The sequence below is a fragment of the Acinetobacter sp. BIGb0196 genome, assembly GCF_011759595.1.
Classification (GTDB): Bacteria; Pseudomonadota; Gammaproteobacteria; order Pseudomonadales; family Moraxellaceae; genus Acinetobacter; species Acinetobacter guillouiae.
Map to the genome: position 1 here is coordinate 2,403,930 of NZ_JAAOZA010000001.1, position 18,280 is coordinate 2,422,209.

At 38.1% G+C, this 18,280-nt stretch carries 13 protein-coding genes; 4 read left to right on the forward strand and 9 right to left on the reverse strand.

What is annotated here, in order from left to right:
• On the reverse strand, positions 1-1,017 hold the full coding sequence (gene tsaD / locus FHR28_RS11050; RefSeq protein ID WP_105712805.1) for a tRNA (adenosine(37)-N6)-threonylcarbamoyltransferase complex transferase subunit TsaD: 1,017 nt from the start codon (positions 1,015-1,017) through the stop codon (positions 1-3).
• Between the two features lie 145 nt (positions 1,018-1,162).
• Between tsaD and rpsU the strand changes: the two genes are divergently transcribed.
• Positions 1,163-1,378, forward strand: a complete 216-nt coding sequence (gene rpsU, locus FHR28_RS11055; protein ID WP_001136722.1) for a 30S ribosomal protein S21 — start codon at positions 1,163-1,165, stop codon at positions 1,376-1,378.
• 38 nt (positions 1,379-1,416) lie between these two features.
• Positions 1,417-1,863, forward strand: coding sequence for a GatB/YqeY domain-containing protein (locus FHR28_RS11060; protein WP_004720970.1), 447 nt, complete (start codon positions 1,417-1,419; stop codon positions 1,861-1,863).
• A 124-nt stretch (positions 1,864-1,987) separates the two neighbouring features.
• Here the strand turns inward: FHR28_RS11060 and FHR28_RS11065 are convergent, their stop codons facing one another.
• From FHR28_RS11065 to FHR28_RS11090, 6 genes are all read right to left on the reverse strand, one after another.
• Positions 1,988-2,548 carry a GNAT family N-acetyltransferase gene (locus FHR28_RS11065; RefSeq protein ID WP_154130194.1) on the reverse strand — a complete coding sequence of 187 codons (561 nt, stop codon included), beginning with the start codon at positions 2,546-2,548 and terminating at the stop codon, positions 1,988-1,990.
• A gap of 38 nt (positions 2,549-2,586) precedes the next feature.
• Complete coding sequence (locus FHR28_RS11070; RefSeq protein ID WP_105712807.1) at positions 2,587-2,946, reverse strand: hypothetical protein; 360 nt, start codon at positions 2,944-2,946, stop codon at positions 2,587-2,589.
• Between the two features lie 150 nt (positions 2,947-3,096).
• Positions 3,097-4,494, reverse strand: a complete 1,398-nt coding sequence (locus FHR28_RS11075) for a M48 family metalloprotease (RefSeq protein WP_228722806.1) — start codon at positions 4,492-4,494, stop codon at positions 3,097-3,099.
• A 172-nt stretch (positions 4,495-4,666) separates the two neighbouring features.
• Complete coding sequence (locus FHR28_RS11080) at positions 4,667-5,632, reverse strand: 2-hydroxyacid dehydrogenase (protein WP_105712809.1); 966 nt, start codon at positions 5,630-5,632, stop codon at positions 4,667-4,669.
• 34 nt (positions 5,633-5,666) lie between these two features.
• A complete protein-coding gene (locus FHR28_RS11085; protein ID WP_166782585.1) occupies positions 5,667-6,374 on the reverse strand; it encodes a hypothetical protein in 708 nt (235 codons plus the stop codon).
• 152 nt (positions 6,375-6,526) lie between these two features.
• Positions 6,527-6,739, reverse strand: a complete 213-nt coding sequence (locus tag FHR28_RS11090) for a hypothetical protein (RefSeq protein WP_004720981.1) — start codon at positions 6,737-6,739, stop codon at positions 6,527-6,529.
• A 730-nt stretch (positions 6,740-7,469) separates the two neighbouring features.
• Here FHR28_RS11090 and FHR28_RS11095 point away from each other — a divergent pair.
• Positions 7,470-9,098 carry a long-chain-fatty-acid--CoA ligase gene (locus FHR28_RS11095; RefSeq protein ID WP_166782586.1) on the forward strand — a complete coding sequence of 543 codons (1,629 nt, stop codon included), beginning with the start codon at positions 7,470-7,472 and terminating at the stop codon, positions 9,096-9,098.
• Positions 9,099-9,463: 365 nt separating this feature from the next.
• Here the strand turns inward: FHR28_RS11095 and FHR28_RS11100 are convergent, their stop codons facing one another.
• Entirely contained in the window at positions 9,464-14,005 is a 4,542-nt protein-coding gene (locus FHR28_RS11100; protein WP_166782587.1) for a translocation/assembly module TamB domain-containing protein, read from the reverse strand.
• A gap of 35 nt (positions 14,006-14,040) precedes the next feature.
• Positions 14,041-16,785 carry an autotransporter assembly complex protein TamA gene (locus FHR28_RS11105; protein WP_166782588.1) on the reverse strand — a complete coding sequence of 915 codons (2,745 nt, stop codon included), beginning with the start codon at positions 16,783-16,785 and terminating at the stop codon, positions 14,041-14,043.
• A 175-nt stretch (positions 16,786-16,960) separates the two neighbouring features.
• On the opposite strand from FHR28_RS11105, the gene FHR28_RS11110 reads away from it, so the two are divergent.
• Positions 16,961-18,280 (forward strand): MFS transporter, encoded by a 1,320-nt coding sequence (locus FHR28_RS11110; RefSeq protein ID WP_004720991.1) that lies wholly within the window; start codon positions 16,961-16,963, stop codon positions 18,278-18,280.

Sequence of the window (18,280 nt, forward strand, 5' to 3'; positions counted from 1 at the left end):
TTAAACTAATTCAGGTTTAGTCAATTCAGTCATTGGCCAACGTGGTGTTGTCGTCACCGATAAACCATCTTTTTGTCCAGCTTTTAAACGCTGATAACCTGCAAACGCTATCATTGCGCCATTATCTGTACATAAAGCAGGTTCTGCATAATAAACCGTTGCTTTAATTTTAGCTAAATCTGCTTCTAAACGCTCTCTTAAACGTTTATTGGCACTGACACCGCCCGCAATCACCAAACGTCTTAAACCCGACTGTTTTAAGGCTTTAATCGACTTTTTAACCAAAGTATCCACCAAAGCTTCTTGGAATGAAGCCGCAACGTCTGCATCACGTTGTTCTTCACCTAATTTTTTTAACTGCACTGAAACAGCAGTTTTTAGACCACTAAATGAAAAATCTAGCCCTTGATGCAACATTGGACGTGGAAATTCAAACGCGTTTTTGTCACCTTGTTCCGCCAATTTTGAAATATTTGGACCACCCGGATAAGGTAATTTCAACATTTTTGCGACTTTATCAAAAGCTTCACCAGCGGCATCGTCAATCGACTCACCTAGAATTTCGTACTCACCAATTGCGTGTGCTGCCATCAATTGAGTGTGTCCACCTGACACTAATAATGCGACAAACGGAAATTCAGGTGGATTTTCGGATAATAATGGAGCAAGCATATGACCTTCCATATGATGCACGCCAATCGCGGGTTTATTCAGCGCAAAAGCCAAGGTGCGACCAAATAATGCCCCTGTCATCAATGCACCCATTAAGCCAGGGCCGCGCGTATACGCCACTGCATCGATCTCTGATTTTTTCACACCGCTTTGCTCAAGAAGTTGATTAATCAAAGGAATTAACTTTCGAACATGATCACGAGAAGCCAACTCAGGAACGACACCACCATACTCTGCATGCAATTTAATTTGACTATATAACACCTGTCCTCTTAAGCCGACTTCATTGTCATAGAGCGCTAATCCTGTTTCATCACATGAAGTTTCTAAGCCCAGAACGATCATTAAATTGCCTTTTACCCATTTCAAAATATTGCTAAAGCTATTATAGACTTGTGGTATGAGATGTAAATGAGTAAAATACTGACCTTCACTTGTGATCTAGGGTAATTCGACCCTGATCTTATCCATAACTTAATGAGGATTCTTCATGCCACAAGTTAAATTGAAAGAAGGCGAACCAGTAGACGTAGCTATCCGTCGTTTCAAACGTTCATGCGAAAAAGCTGGTGTTTTAGCTGATGTTCGTAAACGTGAATTCTACGAGAAACCTACTCAAGAACGTAAACGTAAAAAAGCTGCTGCTGTTAAACGCTACCAAAAGAAATTGGCGCGTGAATCAGTACGTACTACTCGCCTTTACTAAGATTAATTTGTGATTGATTGACTCACCTGGACAGATAAATGACTACTTTAAAAAACCAAATAACTGATGTTTTAAAAGCAACAATGCGTGCTAAAGAAATGGGTAAGTTAACGGTAATTCGTGGTCTACAGGCAGCAATCAAGCAAATCGAAGTCGATGAGCGCATAGAGCTTGACGATACTCAGGTTCTTGCGGTCATTGAAAAGCAAATCAAACAACGTAAAGAATCGGTCAAAGCCTTTGAAGGTGCAGGCCGTGAAGATTTAGCTAGTAAAGAACAAGCCGAAATTGAGGTGTTATCTCAGTTTCTACCTGAAGCTATGTCAGAGGACGAGCTTGATTCTCTCATTGCGCAAACTATTACTGCGCAAGGTGCAACTAGCATGAAAGATATGGGTAAGGTGATGAATTCTCTACGTCCGATCATAGCCGGACGTGCCGATCCAGCACAAGTTTCTGCAAAAATTAAAGCAAAACTTGGCTAAACCCAACGTTCTTAAATCTGAATTTCTGTTTGATTTGGTCTATTTAACAACTTTAATAAAAATTATTTTGCAATGAAATAGTTTCTTGTTAAATAGCCCAAAATCGTCAATCTACAATATCACTTCATTTATTTTCTATCTGATAATGGCAAATATCTCTAAAACCACCATCGACTGGATTTTGTACAGATTGATATTGAATATCTTTAAGTAAAAACCCTGCTTTTTCACATAAATTTCGTGCCAATATATTTTCTACATCGACATAAGCATTTAAACCCAAAAAATTCCATTTCGAGAATAAACTACTTACAAATAGTATTAGCGCTTGTGACATGTAGCCTTTTTGCTTAAATTTTGAGTTTCCCCAAAACCCAATAGATGCAGTATTTTGCAACCAATCAATTGCATGGATATCAACAACCCCTAAAAAATCATCAGTTTCTTTTAAACGGATAATAAATACAAAGTTCTCTTTATTTAATAACGCCACCAAACGAGATTGGCAAAATGCCATTGAAGCTGGTAAATTAGGTTCTTCCAATGCCCATACTAAACTTGCAGGAAACTTTCTAAGCTCTGTTAAACTATTTTTTATTGCACTATATAAATCTTCAGCATCAGATACTTGAATGATGTTGAGAACAATCTGATCATTCTCAATTTGAAATTGGTTAAAATCCATAAATAATGTGGCTCAGATGTAAGATGTTAAAGATAAACCTATTTCAAATCACACTGAATATTATATTTTTTAAGTAACTGCATTTCAGGTGACAACATCACTTTATCAATCACATTTTGTTTGGTCATAGATTGCGCTGATGGTGGGAGGTATTGACGATTTTCATCTGTCGTTTTATACATATCATCGACATATTTTTTAACAATGCCACAGAATTGTGACTCTTGTTGCGGGTTAAACTGGCTCAATTTCGGATCTAGACTACGTAAAAAAAATTTCATATCTGCACTGTATTGCGCCGAAATACGCTCAACTTCTCGAACATAGCTTTCTGGTACTGCTGCAAATGTTGAGTGAGCATAGAAAAAAATGCTGAATGCGATTAAAATTTTCTTCATGTGAATCAAATACTTTATTATAACTTTAAGTGATTTTAGCTTAACCTGTTCACGCAAGAATAGAAAGTAAATTTTCTTTAATGGCTCATTTAAAATCACCCATTATTTTTAGTTTTTTAACTCAAGTTTTAAGTTCTTTAAATCAAGCTTTTAAATTTTTAACTTTCGTTCATCTTGCATCACCTTTAAGCGTGTATCGATACGGGCACTCATCGCATTATTTTCTTTAGCTAAACGCTTGGCATGTAAAAGTGATTTAATTGCATTTTCTTCATCACCAGACCAATATTGAACTTCCGCCCTATTTCTCAGCACATTGACTGTACGCATTGGATTCTTTTTATCTAAATTTGCCGCTTGTTGTAACAATTGCCAGCCAATAATGTCCTTATTATTTTTATTCACAAAACGATTGACCAATTGCTCGGCTTCTTTGGGTTTCTGCTGTCGAATATAAACTTCGGCTAATTTATAACTTAATGCGCGATTTTCTGGGGTTATGATTTGCTTGCTGATGATGGTTTGATAGGCATCATCTAATTTATTTCGCCCTAAATAAATATCAGTTTGAATCAAGGTAACCAAAGTATGTTCTGCGTTAACCTTCTTGGCTAAATTCAGCTGCGTCTGCGCATTGTCATAATCACCTTGCAGCAAATAATATTCGCTTAAAGCCAATAAACCCGCTAAATTATTCGATTGTGCTAAAGCCAGCAATTGACGGTCAGTGGCTTGTCCCGAAATTACTGCGGTATACCATTTAATAATATCAAAATCAGATTGCTGGGCACGAAAAGGAACTTTTGGGAACTGATTTGCCCTTAATCTTGCTTCACTCATACGCTCTGTTGTTAAGGGATGAGTTAACCAAAAATCAGGTAAAAAACTTAAACGACTGGTAGAACGATGCATGGTTTCAAAGAAATCAGCCATACTTTCTGGGTCATATCCAGCCCCGTACATAAACTGCATACCGATCCGATCAGCTTCACGTTCTTGATTTCGGCTATAACTGAGTTGCTTGTCCATCAATGCAGCTTGTGTACCCATCATCACCGCACCACCAATATCACCATCCGCTTTGGACGCCAATGCAGCACCGACGATAATTCCTGCAAGCGCCAATAAACCTTGACCTTTAAATGCTTCCTGCGAACGGCTGTAATGACGTTGTGTGACATGGGCAATTTCATGTCCCATTACACTAGCAACTTCATCCATATTACTTGAAGCTGTAATCATCCCACTATTTAAAGCAAACATGCCCCCAGGTACTGCAAATGCATTGATCTGAGCATCTTTGATCACCACCAAGCCTACTGGCTGTGAAAGCTGGGTCTGACTGAGAATTTTTGAAAAAACCAGCATAAACTGATCTTCCAGCCAAGGATCTTGCAGAACTGGCATTTGCTGTTGAACTTGACGATAAACTTTTTCACCAATGGTTTTTTCTTTTTGTTGATCAATAAATCCCACCCCACTGCCAATTTCAGGTACTTCAAATTGAGTACTATTTTGAGTTTGCAGAAAATCATCAGCTGAGCTAATTGAAGTGCTTAAGCAGAGACAAAGGCTGAGGAAGGTCTTGTTCAATTGATCGTCCCAATTATTTTAATATTCTAAATATAACATTGAATTTAGTACAAATTCGCAATGAAGTGTTAGGGGGCTGTAAACATTTCATATGTAATTTGCATTGTCAGCAAACATTCAACATCCACTAGAAGTTTTCATTGACTAAATATCTTGGTGTGCGTTGTTCCAAAGCATCGACTAAATTTTGAAAAGCCAGTTCCGCCATTTTCTTGCGCGTCTCGGCAGTTGCTGAGCCGATATGCGGTAAAGTCACGACATTATCCAACTCAAACAATGGCGATTGTTGCAATGGTTCTTTTTGGTATACATCTAGACCCGCAGCAAAAATTTGACGGTTCTGTAAAGCCTCAGTTAATGCCTGTTCATCCACTACTGAACCACGCGCAATATTGACAAAAACAGCATGCTTTTGCATCAAGGCAAACTCTTGAGCACCGATTAATGCTTTAGATTGGCTATTTAAGTCTACTGCAACCACAACAAAATCAGCTTGTTTTAACAGTACTTCAAGACTTTTATATTGTGCATTAAACTGTTGTGCAACTTCGATTTTTTCACGGCGATTATGATACAAAATATTCATATTAAAGCCATAAAATCCACGTCGTGCAATTGCTGCACCGATATGACCTAAACCGATTATTCCTAAAGTTTTACCAAAAATTTCTTGACCAAATTGTGTCGCATTGACTGTACGTTGCCACTCACCTTGTTTGGTCCAGTGATCTAGACTCGGTACTTTACGTGCAGCACTCATCAACAAAGTAAACGCTAAATCCGCAGTCGTTTCGGTCAATACGTGTGGTGTATTCGACAACCAGATTTTCTTTTGATTTAAATAATCAACATCGTAATTATCATAGCCTACACTGACAGAGGAGATAATTTTTAATTTTTCTGCAGTGGCTATATTGCTTTCATTAATCAAACGACCCGCACCAATCATTGCGTCTGCATCAACAACCGCTTGACGAATTTGTGCATTGATATCGCCTTGCTTAGGATTCAATACAACCAACTGATATTTTTCTGCTAATTTTGCTTGAACTTCTGAGTCGATTTGACTAAATACAACCACTTTTTTATTCATATCCCAGAAAACCTCTCAGTACAGATCTTGAAAACTAATTCAGTTTATTTTGCATAAATTGCCATAGACGGCGTTTTAATAAAGGTTGCTCAATCATCTCTTGTAAACTTGCCAATTCAAACATTTCAGTATTGTTTAAATAAGGCAATTGACCAAGACTGATGACTTTACGCTCTTGCCTTAAAGCATCAACAAACCCTTGGATATACATCGCAGCCCCTCTTCCATCTTGAAGCTGCAACATTGGAAAAGGCCATTTTAAATCATAAAATTGCCCTACAAGCGCCTGCTGTATATTGCCCCATAGTGTTAATTGGTCAGCGCTGATTTGAGTACAATCGACAAAGATGACACAGCTTTCAATGCAATAGGCTTGGATTTCAAATGGCGCAATTTGTAATGCAGGCTCGACAATAAAGTTTGTCTGTTGCTGAATTTGTTCAGCCGCTGAAATTTCTTCAGTTTGCTGTGTTTCTGGATTTCGTTTTAATAAAGAAACTTCAGGCTGATGTGTTTTTTCAATCTGTGACGGCTGTACATTTTGATTTTCTAATTTTGCATCAGATTGAGTTGAATGCGTGTTCAACTCAGGCACAACAGCAATATCCCGTTCAACTTGAGCAATATCACGGTATAGCGCATTTTCATAATGACGTGTTTGAACATCAACCTTGGGGATCCAAAGCTCTATTCCCATCGTAGCCAAAATGCTACGTTGATGTTCCGATACATTCATATTCATTATGGATTCAATACACACTATTCAAGCTATATTTTAGCTGTGTTTTGACTTTTTTGTCGCACTAATCAAAGTAAAAAAACACGATAAATTAAATTTATGCGCAAGAATATGTTACGTGCTGATTTTAGCGACAATCATTGAGCACCAACTCACTATAAAGATGTGATTAAAATTCCGTACTTTGCCGTAAGATACATCCCCTGACGAATGATATCTGTACCATTGGCATGATGAACTTTGAGTTCTTGAGTCAACACATCAAATTGAAAAGCATCATAACAATCTTGATGTTGGCATAACCAATTTAAAGTATCAGCAAGATGTTCATCGACAATATAATTTTCAGCTAAAAAATCTTTAGACATTATGATGCAAAGACAATAAAACAAGAGTAGCATTATTCTAACGTAAATTTAGCAATACTTAAAAAACCAAGACAGCCTTAAGCAATAAAACAGCCATATGCAATCAAACGAGGACATCTACCACCATAAGATTGAATGAATCAGCTTGCAAAACTAGATTTTTATTATTTTCATTTAGAGATATAGCGCTTTCTAAATATCACCATATTTTATCGAATGATCATAATACAGTGATATTTTGCGATCGCTTCTAGAAAATTAATGATGAGCACCACACTTACGGCACTCTTTAACCACAATATTATGTCCAATTTCATATTCAAAACTGTGGATACACAATAATTTTCTGATCTTTTGAAACATTCTAAAACTCCTTTTAATATCTCACGTCAATATAGTTTCATCCTAAAACATCAATGCCTTAACAAGACATGTAATATGTTTAGCACATATACATATATCTGAATAATACTTTCTCCTAGTTCTTTAGTCTGATATCCCAAATTTCATCATCAAATTTTCAAATTGTGATAATCCAACTAAGCTATTGTTTTTTATTGGTTAAAAGAATAAAAATGTTGCAAAAATATATTGTTTTTAAGCTTGATTTAATCTGACTTTTATATAGGATGAAATGATAGCTTTTTCTATTTAACAATTTTTTTCACTTAGAAAGCTTCTGAGAAAAATACAATTTAAGCCTATCAACAAGATTATAAAGGAATTTTATATGCAAGGACGTATGATGCAGCAACCATTATTAATCAGTAGCCTCATTGAGCATGCTACGCGTTATCATGGTGATACTGCGATTATTTCAAAAAATACCGATGGCACGATTACAAAGACAGATTGGACACATGTAAGCGAAAACGCTAAACGCTTTGCCAATGCACTTGCTGGACTGGGTTTAGGCTTAGGTGACCGAGTTGCAACGATTGCATGGAATAATCATCGTCATCTTGAATCTTGGTATGCAATTTCCGGAAGTGGCTTGGTCTGTCACACCATCAACCCTAGACTCTTTCCTGAACAATTGATCTTTATTATCAATGATGCTCAAGACAAAGTGGTGTTATTTGATAAAACATTTTTACCGCTAATCAAAGCAGTGAAAGCCCTTACCCCTCATGTAGAACATTTCGTTTATCTGGGTGCTTTTGACCAAGATATTGCCGATGCCCTCCCAGATGTTAAGTTCTATGATGTGCTGATTGCAGAACATTCTGTACAGTACGAGTGGCCTAATTTTGAGGAAAATACTGCAAGCTCTCTATGCTATACCTCAGGGACAACAGGCAATCCAAAAGGCGCATTGTATAGTCATCGCTCAACCATTTTACATACCTATGCGATCGCGCTACCCGACTCTCTAAATTTATCTGCAAAAGATATTATGTTACCTGTGGTTCCCATGTTCCATGTCAATGCTTGGGGTACACCTTATGCCGCAGCAATGGTTGGTTGTACGTTGATACTCCCGGGGCCGGGTTTAGATGGCGCCAGCTTAGTACAAATGATTGATGAATATAAAGTCAGTATTGCACTTGGTGTACCAACGATTTGGCAAGGCCTGCTTGCAGCAGCAAAACAATCTAGCAGTACTCTTGAAAGTCTTAAACGCAATGTCGTTGGCGGTTCAGCCTGCCCACCAGCAATGATGAAAGCATTTAGAGACATCTATCATTGCGAAACTATTCATGCATGGGGCATGACTGAAATGAGCCCATTGGGTACAGGTAATCAGCTCAAAGCCAAACACTTAAATTTAAGTGAAGAAGAACAATTTAAAGTTCGCCTATCTCAAGGTCGCCCACCTTTCGGCGTAGATTTACGTATTACCGATGAAGAAAATGGCTCACATGAAGTTGCTCGTGATGGACATAGCACGGGGAATCTGCAAGTAAAAGGTCATTGGATTATTGAGTCTTATTATGGCAAATCTGAAAAAGCGTTAAGTGCTGATGGTTGGTTTGATACTGGTGATATCGCCACGATTAATGAAGATGGCTATTTGCTTTTAAGCGATCGTGCCAAAGATTTAATTAAATCAGGTGGTGAGTGGATTTCTTCTGTTGAGCTTGAAAATATTGCCATGAATCATCCTGAAATTGCGATGGCTGCCGTCATTGCAGCAAACCACCCGAAATGGGATGAACGTCCAGTGGTGATTGCGATTAAACAGCAAGGCACTCACATTACTGAGCAAGGTCTACTGGATTACTATGCTGATAAGATTGCAAAATGGCAAATCCCCGACAAAGTCATTTTTGTTGAATCCATTCCTTTAACAGGGACGGGTAAGATGTTAAAGCGTGATTTACGTGAACAATATGGTGATGTGCTATTAACTGAATAACACGATTGAAGTGCTTTAGCGTGTAACGCCATCTTCAAATCAGTTTTAAAAGCCCAATATTTCATTGGGCTTTTCTATTTCTAAAAAATTAGATATTCAACCCATGATCAGCCTTAAATAATCAGTGTAAATCAGCAAAACAAATGCATATAAAGATCCTTAATATATTCACCTATTGGCTTTGCAATAGCATGTGCAAAATCTTTGCACTACTCATATTCCATGCATTTTACGATGTGCTTTGTTTAGCTCCATGATTCATCTCATTTGATATAAATATAAAAAACTCGGATCGTAATCCGAGTTTTTCAATATTGATCAACTACATTTCAATGCCAATTGCATCTAAAATGTTTTATCCATAGCTAGAATCTCCAATGATAGAACACGTCAATGGCTTTTTCTAAAGACTGGCTGGCTTCCAGATATAAACGTTTATTCATTTGATAACGTAAAGTCAGTTTATTCACTGGTGTAAACACCCCCACACCATAACGAATATACAAGTCTGGCGTAATATAACCCGTCAAACTGACCTGAGTATCATCGCCTGTACCTTGTGCATCAAATGACAAACCACTTAAACCAAATGTACGTCCAATTTGGTTGGTAAATGCACGTGTTCCACCTAGCCCCAAACTGATCCCTGCTGCTGCAATCGTATTGTTTACATCCGATTTAAATCCTTCAGCATTACTTAAACCACTGGACCCTTCATTAATACGTCCTGTAATTAAAGCATTCATCGCTTCCTGATCAGACAAACCAGCATCATTATAAACTTGAATGTTTGGACTAGAAGCTGTGCCTGTAATACGTAGACCTACCGTACTGCCAGAAATACTCTTATTGGTATCGACATCCAATGTAGGATTAGACAATGGGCCATTAAAACGAGCAATGGCACGATTTAAGTCTAAGCGCTGACCATAAGCCTCAACGGTTACTTTTTGACTGACACCAATCGCACCATTGGCACGCATTGCAGTTTCCAAACCACGTTGAGAAAGATAAAGACGACCCACCAATGGAATACGACTGTTAAAGCCTTGGAAAATAACTTTATCGCCCAAGTTTACTGAAACATCGGCACGTATAGACCACGGCTGTGCTGCTTTAAGCACGGCCAGCTGATTTTGACCTTCTTTTACAATACGGACATCAGGTGACACATTGACTACGGTTGCACTGGATTCAGGCATTGAAATTAATGCACTAGGTACATCAACTTTACCTTTAACCGTAAGTTTCTTACTTAAAGGTAAAGCATCCAGTTCAATATCGGTATCGACAACCGCAGTAATCAACGGTGCTTGACGAATCAGCAATTTATCGCCATTGAGACGTAATTGTATATGTGGGTCATTTTTCCAATCGATACTGCCATTAATTTTACCGACACCACGACCACTGTTAAATGCACCGTTAATTGTTGCGACATCTTGACGAATTGAAGTGTAAATCTGAACATTATTCAAATTCACAGGCAGTGAAATCATACTAATTTCACCATTTTTCAAGCGCATTTCACCATCAAACAATGGTTGTGTCAGCGTACCGTTAATTTTTCCTGCAAGCGACAAAGTCCCATCGAGTTTACGTACATCGGCAATAAATGGCTTTAAGATTTTCAACTGAACTTCATTAAATGCCACCTCACCACGCATCGGCTTAGACTCGACATATGGGTTGACAATGACGCTGGCATAGCCTGTTCCGACATTCGGTGCTTTTAAATCAACACGCAACAACAAGCCATCTTTTATGCTTTTCGCAATTACACTGGCTTCGTCATAGTTCATCGAAGTTGAAGGGTCATTTGGATCTTCTGCAGCAATACCAATTTGCCCATTCCGGGTAACCAGCTTAGCATCTAGCTTAGGTTGTGCACCTTTCGCCCATGATGCTTTTGCATAACCATTTAACTTACCTGTCAGTGCCAAACCTTCTGGCATAAACGCGGCAAAATCATTCAGATCTAAATTTTTAGTAACAAAGGAAACATTACCATTTTGCTGACTTGCGCGGATCGGTTGATCAAAACACAATTGGCTTTGCTGACTTGACCAACAATGCTGTCCAACATATAACTCCGATTTTGACGCGTTAAAAATAACAGGAGCATTTTGTTGTTGTAATAAGTGTGCTCTTACTGAGTCAAACTCACCTTTTTGAATCTGCCCTAACCAATCATTTTGCGCATTAAATCCACCTGCAAGCTGTACATAAAACTTAGAATAATAGTTCCATGCCTGAAGCTGTAATAAATGTGCTTTACGTGTGCCAGAAAGTGTAATTCCTGCATGCTGAATTTCACGGTTTCCACTGCGTAAAGTATTCATTTGCGCCACCATTTTCGACGCTACAGTTTCAGAGGTTGGCAATTCACCCTTTAAGCTTAATTTTTTAATGCTTAGACTATCATTAAAACTAAAATTATCGACTGTGAGGTTTGCAGTTGCACTCAAACGTGGCTGTGCTTGTAGATTCAAATAACCATATGCTGTGCCACGTAATCCCGGATAAAGCTCATATAATGCAGGTGCATTGACTTTTAATCGTAGATTCTGTGCATTTCCTGTCGCCTGAACTTGGTTATTGGCATAAGACAAAAATAAGTTATTGGCTTCAAATTGCTGTGGCATCAAGCCTTTTAAATCAGAATTTAAAACAACTGCAAGGTTACCTCGTCCTCTCAATGGTTTGTTATTGATCATGCCTGCAATATTCAATTGTTGAATATTAATTCTCTTCAGACGATCTGACCAATTCCCCTGAGTCTTCACATTCCCAGAAACTTCACCACGCACAGAAGAAATAAAATATTGCGGTTTAAAACGCACCAAAGATGCGTTGATATCCCAACCGATGCCATTGCTGATATGCACCAAGCCATTGGCTAAGATTTTTCCTGCAACACCATCATGCTGTAGCTCAGATATTTTAATTAGCTCTGGTGTACCCGCAACTCTAATCTTTAATAAGCCACTGCCTTGTTTCAGCTGTGACGCATTTAATGCGCCATCATAATTCACTGCAAAGCCTTTAAAAGCACCACCTGCATTGGCATCGTTAAAAATAACTGCGGCTGTACTTTTACCAGTCAATTGGATTGTTTCAGGGTTGGCTTGATTTGCAAGTCGGCCGGTTAAATTAATCGCATCAAAATTAATCAATTGTTGATTTGGTTTTGCAAAACCATTGGCTTTTATCTGCCCATTGATTAAATCTACTGGTGCTGTTGCGACAATACTTTGTGGATTAAAATCTTTTGCATTGAGCAAGGCATTCCATTTTAACTGGCGTTTTTCAGTAGGTAATTCAACGATTGCATTTCCAGATAAACTACCTTTCGTTGCCACATATTCAAATGCTGGTACGTGTAGATCATTGCCTTTTAGGTCTAACTGAGCTGTGTATTTGCCCTCAGGTAAACTGCCTTTTTCATGTTGACGTACAACGGTTGCCACATGAATATTTTGCTGATCGTCAACCAGTGCAACTTCAACCTGACCTTGTTCACTGCTCAACCAGCCCACATAAGGCACTGCTCGGTCAATATTTTTCCAGTTAACACCCAATAACATCGGTTCAGGCTTTTTACCCTTTTGTTCAGCTTGATCTAATTTAACGTTCCAAGCTTCATATTTATCAAAATCAACATTGGCGGTTAAATGCATGCCTTGTTTTAATTCGCCCACTGAACCAATTTTGGCATCAAGCGAAACAGGTAAAAAGTCTTGAATCACTTGTGGGATAATTTTGTCTTTTGGATTGATTCGATCTAAACGGCCTTGCACATCCCAATGCACATGATCTTGCCAACTGACCAAACCTGCAAGATTTAAAGCACCACCCATCAATTGGCCATTTAAATTATTAATATTCAACTGATTGGTTAAATCGGTATGTGCTAAAGCAGTATATTGACCTTGTGGGATATTTTTACCACTAATGTCTGTATTAATATCTAAGTTTAGGCCTTTAACATCGCCTTGAAATTTCGCCAAGCCATTTTTAGACAGTAATTCTTGTTCCTGCAACAACGGCCAATGATAATCTTTAAAAACCAAAGCACCATTCATTGGAACATCATGACGCATCGGATGGATCACCGCCCAACCCGTTAAAAGATCGGGCGTTTTAGTCGCAACACCTGCTTTAATTGTGTCGAGTGAGCCACGCGCATGTACATAAATATCTTCAACATTTAAACTTTTTAAACTTGGGATCCGCAAAATTGCCTTGGCATTCAGCGGATAATCGCCTTGTTTAAAATTCATATTACCTGTCGCGTCTTTTACAGATAAATAGCCCATGTCCATTTTAGAGTTTTCAAACTTCAACTCTGTACCAGACCACAATGCATTTTCTAAATGAATATCGTTAAAATCAATTTTTGTAGATGCGGTTTGAAACTGCATATGATCTACATTTGCTTCATCTAAACGTAAAACAAAGGGTAACTTGATTTCGCTAAACTTAAAGGGTTCATCGCTTGGTGGTGTTTTGCTGATAATTCTTAAATTGTTAACATCAGCATGGCTCAAATGAATTTCTTTATCTAATATTGCGCGCCAACCCAAGGAAACATCCGCACGATCAATTTTGACATCAACCGCAGCGAGAGTGACCAAAACATTTTTAAGTATGATCCCTTGAAGCAAGTTACCGCTTTCATATTGGTAATCAATAATTTTCTGGCTTGAAGCAACCCGATCCAATAAAAACTTACTGCCTTTATCGGTACTAAACATCACAGCCAATGCAGCAATCAATAAAATAATGACCAAAAGCAATGACATCAGAATATTACGCAATATATTGCGCTTCTTCGGTGTCTGCTCTTGCTTTAGTTGATCATTTTGCTGTTCATTTTGAACATCTTGATGTTCTTCATCAGCCATAATATTTCCAGTAATTCTCTTATATTTTTAGTTAATTAAAGTTGTGAACCAATAAAGAAGTGCAGTCGAATTGGGCGAGCAGGATCTGAAACACCTGATGCAACATCAATTCGAATCGGACCAATTGGTGACTTCCAACGGATTCCTAAGCCTAAGCTATATTGGGTATCGTTACTAAATGATTTATCGTAAGCATTACCAAAGTCACTGAATATTGCGCCACGCCAACCCTCTTTAAATTGGTAATTGTATTCCAATGAGCCGACAGCCAAACCTTGACCACCGACTTTATAACCATATTCCGTTGGAGATAAGCTCTTATAATCGAAGCCTCGCAAACTCTGATCTCCACCAGCAAAATATCTTAAATTATAAGGAACTTGTTCAAAATCTTTGGCAAAAATATAGCCGACATTCAAACCACCAACCACCTGATGATTATCATTTTGACCAAAAGAATATAAACCTTTCCAATCTGCACTGGTGATCGCCATATCCGTATCTGAAAGTAAAGATTTACTGCCAAGCTGAATTTTATAACTTTGCTTATATCCGCGTGTTGGATTGATCCGATTATCACTGGTTGTTTTGGTTGCTTCATAACCCAACAACAATGACTGCTGTTCTTGATTTGAACCAGGAATTAAAAAAGCATCAGGAATATTGGCAATATCTACAGGACCATTTTGAGTAACACGGTCTAAGCGGTAACGCACACCAAGAATATGCTGCCACTCTTTTCTTGAACCTTTAATAATACGGTCTACCCCGGCTACCGCAGACTCAATAACCAAATCCATGTCATTACCAATACCATCACGGGTTTCTCGTTCATAACCCGCAACCAAACTGAAATAATCATTTAATGGATGCTTATAAGGAATGTTATAGCGAGCATCAATCGCTTGACGAATTTGTGACAATTCCATATTGGCATCAAAAGAATGCCCTAAATGGTTAACAATCGCACGTCTATATTGGCTACGTAAACGTACCCCTGTATCGGTCCCATAACCAATACCTGTCTCTAAACTGTTTAAGCGATCTGCATTTAAAGTCACAATCACAGGAATCTTTTTATTCTCACGTGCCTGATCTTTTAATAGATCATCATCAGATTCTTTTTCTTTCTGCTGCGCTTGAAGCTGCTTTAAGTTCGGATTGACTTCTTCACCTTGCGTTCCCGCAAACTGATTTTCATTGACCACATTTTGGGTCACTTCTTTATCTGACAAATGTGTTTTATCGGCATTGGTTTGCGCAGACAATGTTGTTTCAGTGATTTTTTGCTGATCTACTAAGGCTTGCAGATCAGCAGGAAGCTCAAGTGGTTTTACAATTGCATCCGGTTTAATCGCATCAACCAAGGTATAGTTAAAATAACGTGAGTTGGTTAAGTTATTGGCCAAACCATTAACACGCCATGCAGTGTAATCCGCACCATCTTCCCACGGCGCTAAAGTTTTTAAGATTTTTAAATCGATTGGGAGCGGCTTAGAAGGATCACTCATTCTGAACTCTACATCTTCGAGTTTATAACGATCGCCCGTTTCGTATTTTAAATCAATTTTGGCTTTGTTTTGTGGTTGTTCAACTTTGACATCATGTAAACGCCAATAACCATCAAAAAATCCATTATTCGATGCTGCATCCACAATTCGGTTTTTGGTAGATTCATAAGCACCGTGATTGAGAATATCACCTTCTTCTAAATCAGGAAGTACGCCAATAACTTGGAACTGTGCCAGTTTAGAGCCAGCCCCTGTAAACTCAATATTTTGTTCAGCCACTTTGACTGGATCATGTGGAGTGACTTTAACCCCTAAATGAGTATCATCAATTTTAGTAAACTTGAATTCTGCATTGTAATAACCTACTGCTTGGGCAGCCTGTACCGCCAATGTTCTTAACTGTGGCACCGAGCCATTAAAATCAGAATATGCTTCTTGGGTAAAGGTTCCTAATTTTGCTTTTAAGTTAGTTGCAAGAACTGTAGGCGCACCCGTTACGGAAACACCGATTTTTGGAATTGGTACACCGTTGTCTTGCGGCCCACGGATTTTATTGACTAAACTTTTAAAGAAACCAGGTTTAGCCTTTTCTTCATCGCTATTACTCTGTGTATTATCAACCAAGGTTTTACCCGATTGATTTTCCTCTACAGAAATTTTATTGTCCGCACGAATAGTTTGTATAAGCTGATCGACATTGACTGGCGCTTGCGTAATTTCATTCAATTCTTGCTGGGTCGCATTAGTCACTTCAACTTGAGGTGCTTTGGTCACCCCATTACGAAAATTCTGTGCATCCGTTTTTGCATCTTCTGCAACTTTATAAATTTCATTTGCTAAAGACTGATCCACAGCAACAGCGGGTAACTCTTCAAGATCTTCAAATTGGATCGGCTTAAAATCATCTTGCACCCCCATATTTTTTTCTTGTTGTTCAAGCATTTTAACGCTATCGACTTGATCAGTTTGTTGAGCTTGTTGAATTTTCTGATCTAACTGGTCGATCTTTTCGTTGGGTACGCCTTGTTGAATGGCTGCTGATTCTAATTGTTCTTGAGTATTGCTGATTTTTTCAGAACTTGTACTGATGGTTTCAGAGCTTGATGGCAAGTTCTGATTGCTTTGTATTTGATCGGCATAACTGACAGGGATCGCAAAAACACTTAAAAAAACACTTGAACATATCAGTTTATTGATATGATAACGGTCAAAGTGTAAATGTACACTATGTGAAAGCACAGATTTTTTAAAATTAATTTTTGCTGGCATACCAAGCTCGAATGACCTAAATTTATTTGTAGAAAGATCAATTATTAAAAATCTTTCAAATACCCAAACCAATTGGTTTTACACATGATTTAAGTTAAAAACATGATACATGATTTTGAGAGATAGTTACCATTTCAACACATTTCTTATATATAACTAAATGAAGTCGTCTACAATGGAAAAAAATGAGCATATTTTAGGGACAAGACGTTTTTTACCGATGTTCCTTACCCAGTTTTTTGGCGCCCTGAATGATAATGTTTATAAACAATCATTATTACTCGTCATTACCTATGGTTGGATTCATCATCAGTCTGCCAATATCAGTACACTCAACAATCTCGCTGCGTTACTGTTTATTCTACCCTATTTCATCTTCTCTGCGACCGCAGGTCAAATTGCAGATAAATACGAACGCTCATTTTTAGTCCGAAGTATTAAAATTTTAGAAATCATCATCATGCTGATCGCCTCAGCGGGTTTTTTATTGGGTAATCTTTGGATTTTACTCTTCGCCTTATTTTTAATGGGCACGCATAGTACTTTTTTTGGGCCAATCAAATATGCGATTTTGCCTGAAATTTTAAAACCCAATGAACTGATGTCTGGTAACGCCCTGTTTCAGTCAGGCACATCCATTGCGATTCTAATTGGGATGATTTTAGGCGGCGCAGTCATTTCGCTGTCACAAGGCAATATGATCTGGATTTGCTTAACCATCGTATCTATTGCAGTAGTAGGTTATTTATCCAGTCGTTTTGTCCTTAAACAATCTACTTCAAATGAAGACTTAGAGATCGATTGGAATTTCTTTCGTACCAGTTTCCAAACCATCCGCTATGCTAAAAGTTTACCGTTAATTTTTATCGTACTTTTAGGCAATTCTTGGTACTGGTTTTATGGTGCAACTTATCTCACACAAATCCCGCAGTTAACACAGCAAAACCTACATGCCAATGAAAATGTTGTTAGTTTATTGCTTACATTTTTTTCTGTCGGCATTGGCGTAGGTTCGTTACTGTGCCGTAAAATTGGCGGTGCAGAAGTGAATATCAAAATGGTACCGCTTGGTGCGATTGGCTTAACGCTATTTGCACTCTATTTAGCAGCTAGTTTGGCTTTTGTTCCAGAACGTACCGGTGATCTGATTGCGATTTCTGATATGTTTAATTCAGGGGCAATTTATTATCATGTCATGCTTGCAGTCACCTTATTGGGCATAAGTGGAGGTTTTTATATCGTTCCACTTTATGCCATGATGCAAGCCTATGCCCCAAAATCTCACCGTGCACGTGTGGTTGCGGCAAACAATATTTTTAATGCAATATTCATGGTTTCATCGGCAATTTTTTCTATTCTCATCTTAAGTATTTTGAAAATAGATATTAAAATCTTATTCTGTATCACAGCTGTGCTGAGTGCTATTTTTAGTACTTGGTTATTAATTCGTTTAAAACCATTAATAGCGACAACTCAGGTTTCTTTGGAGGACTAA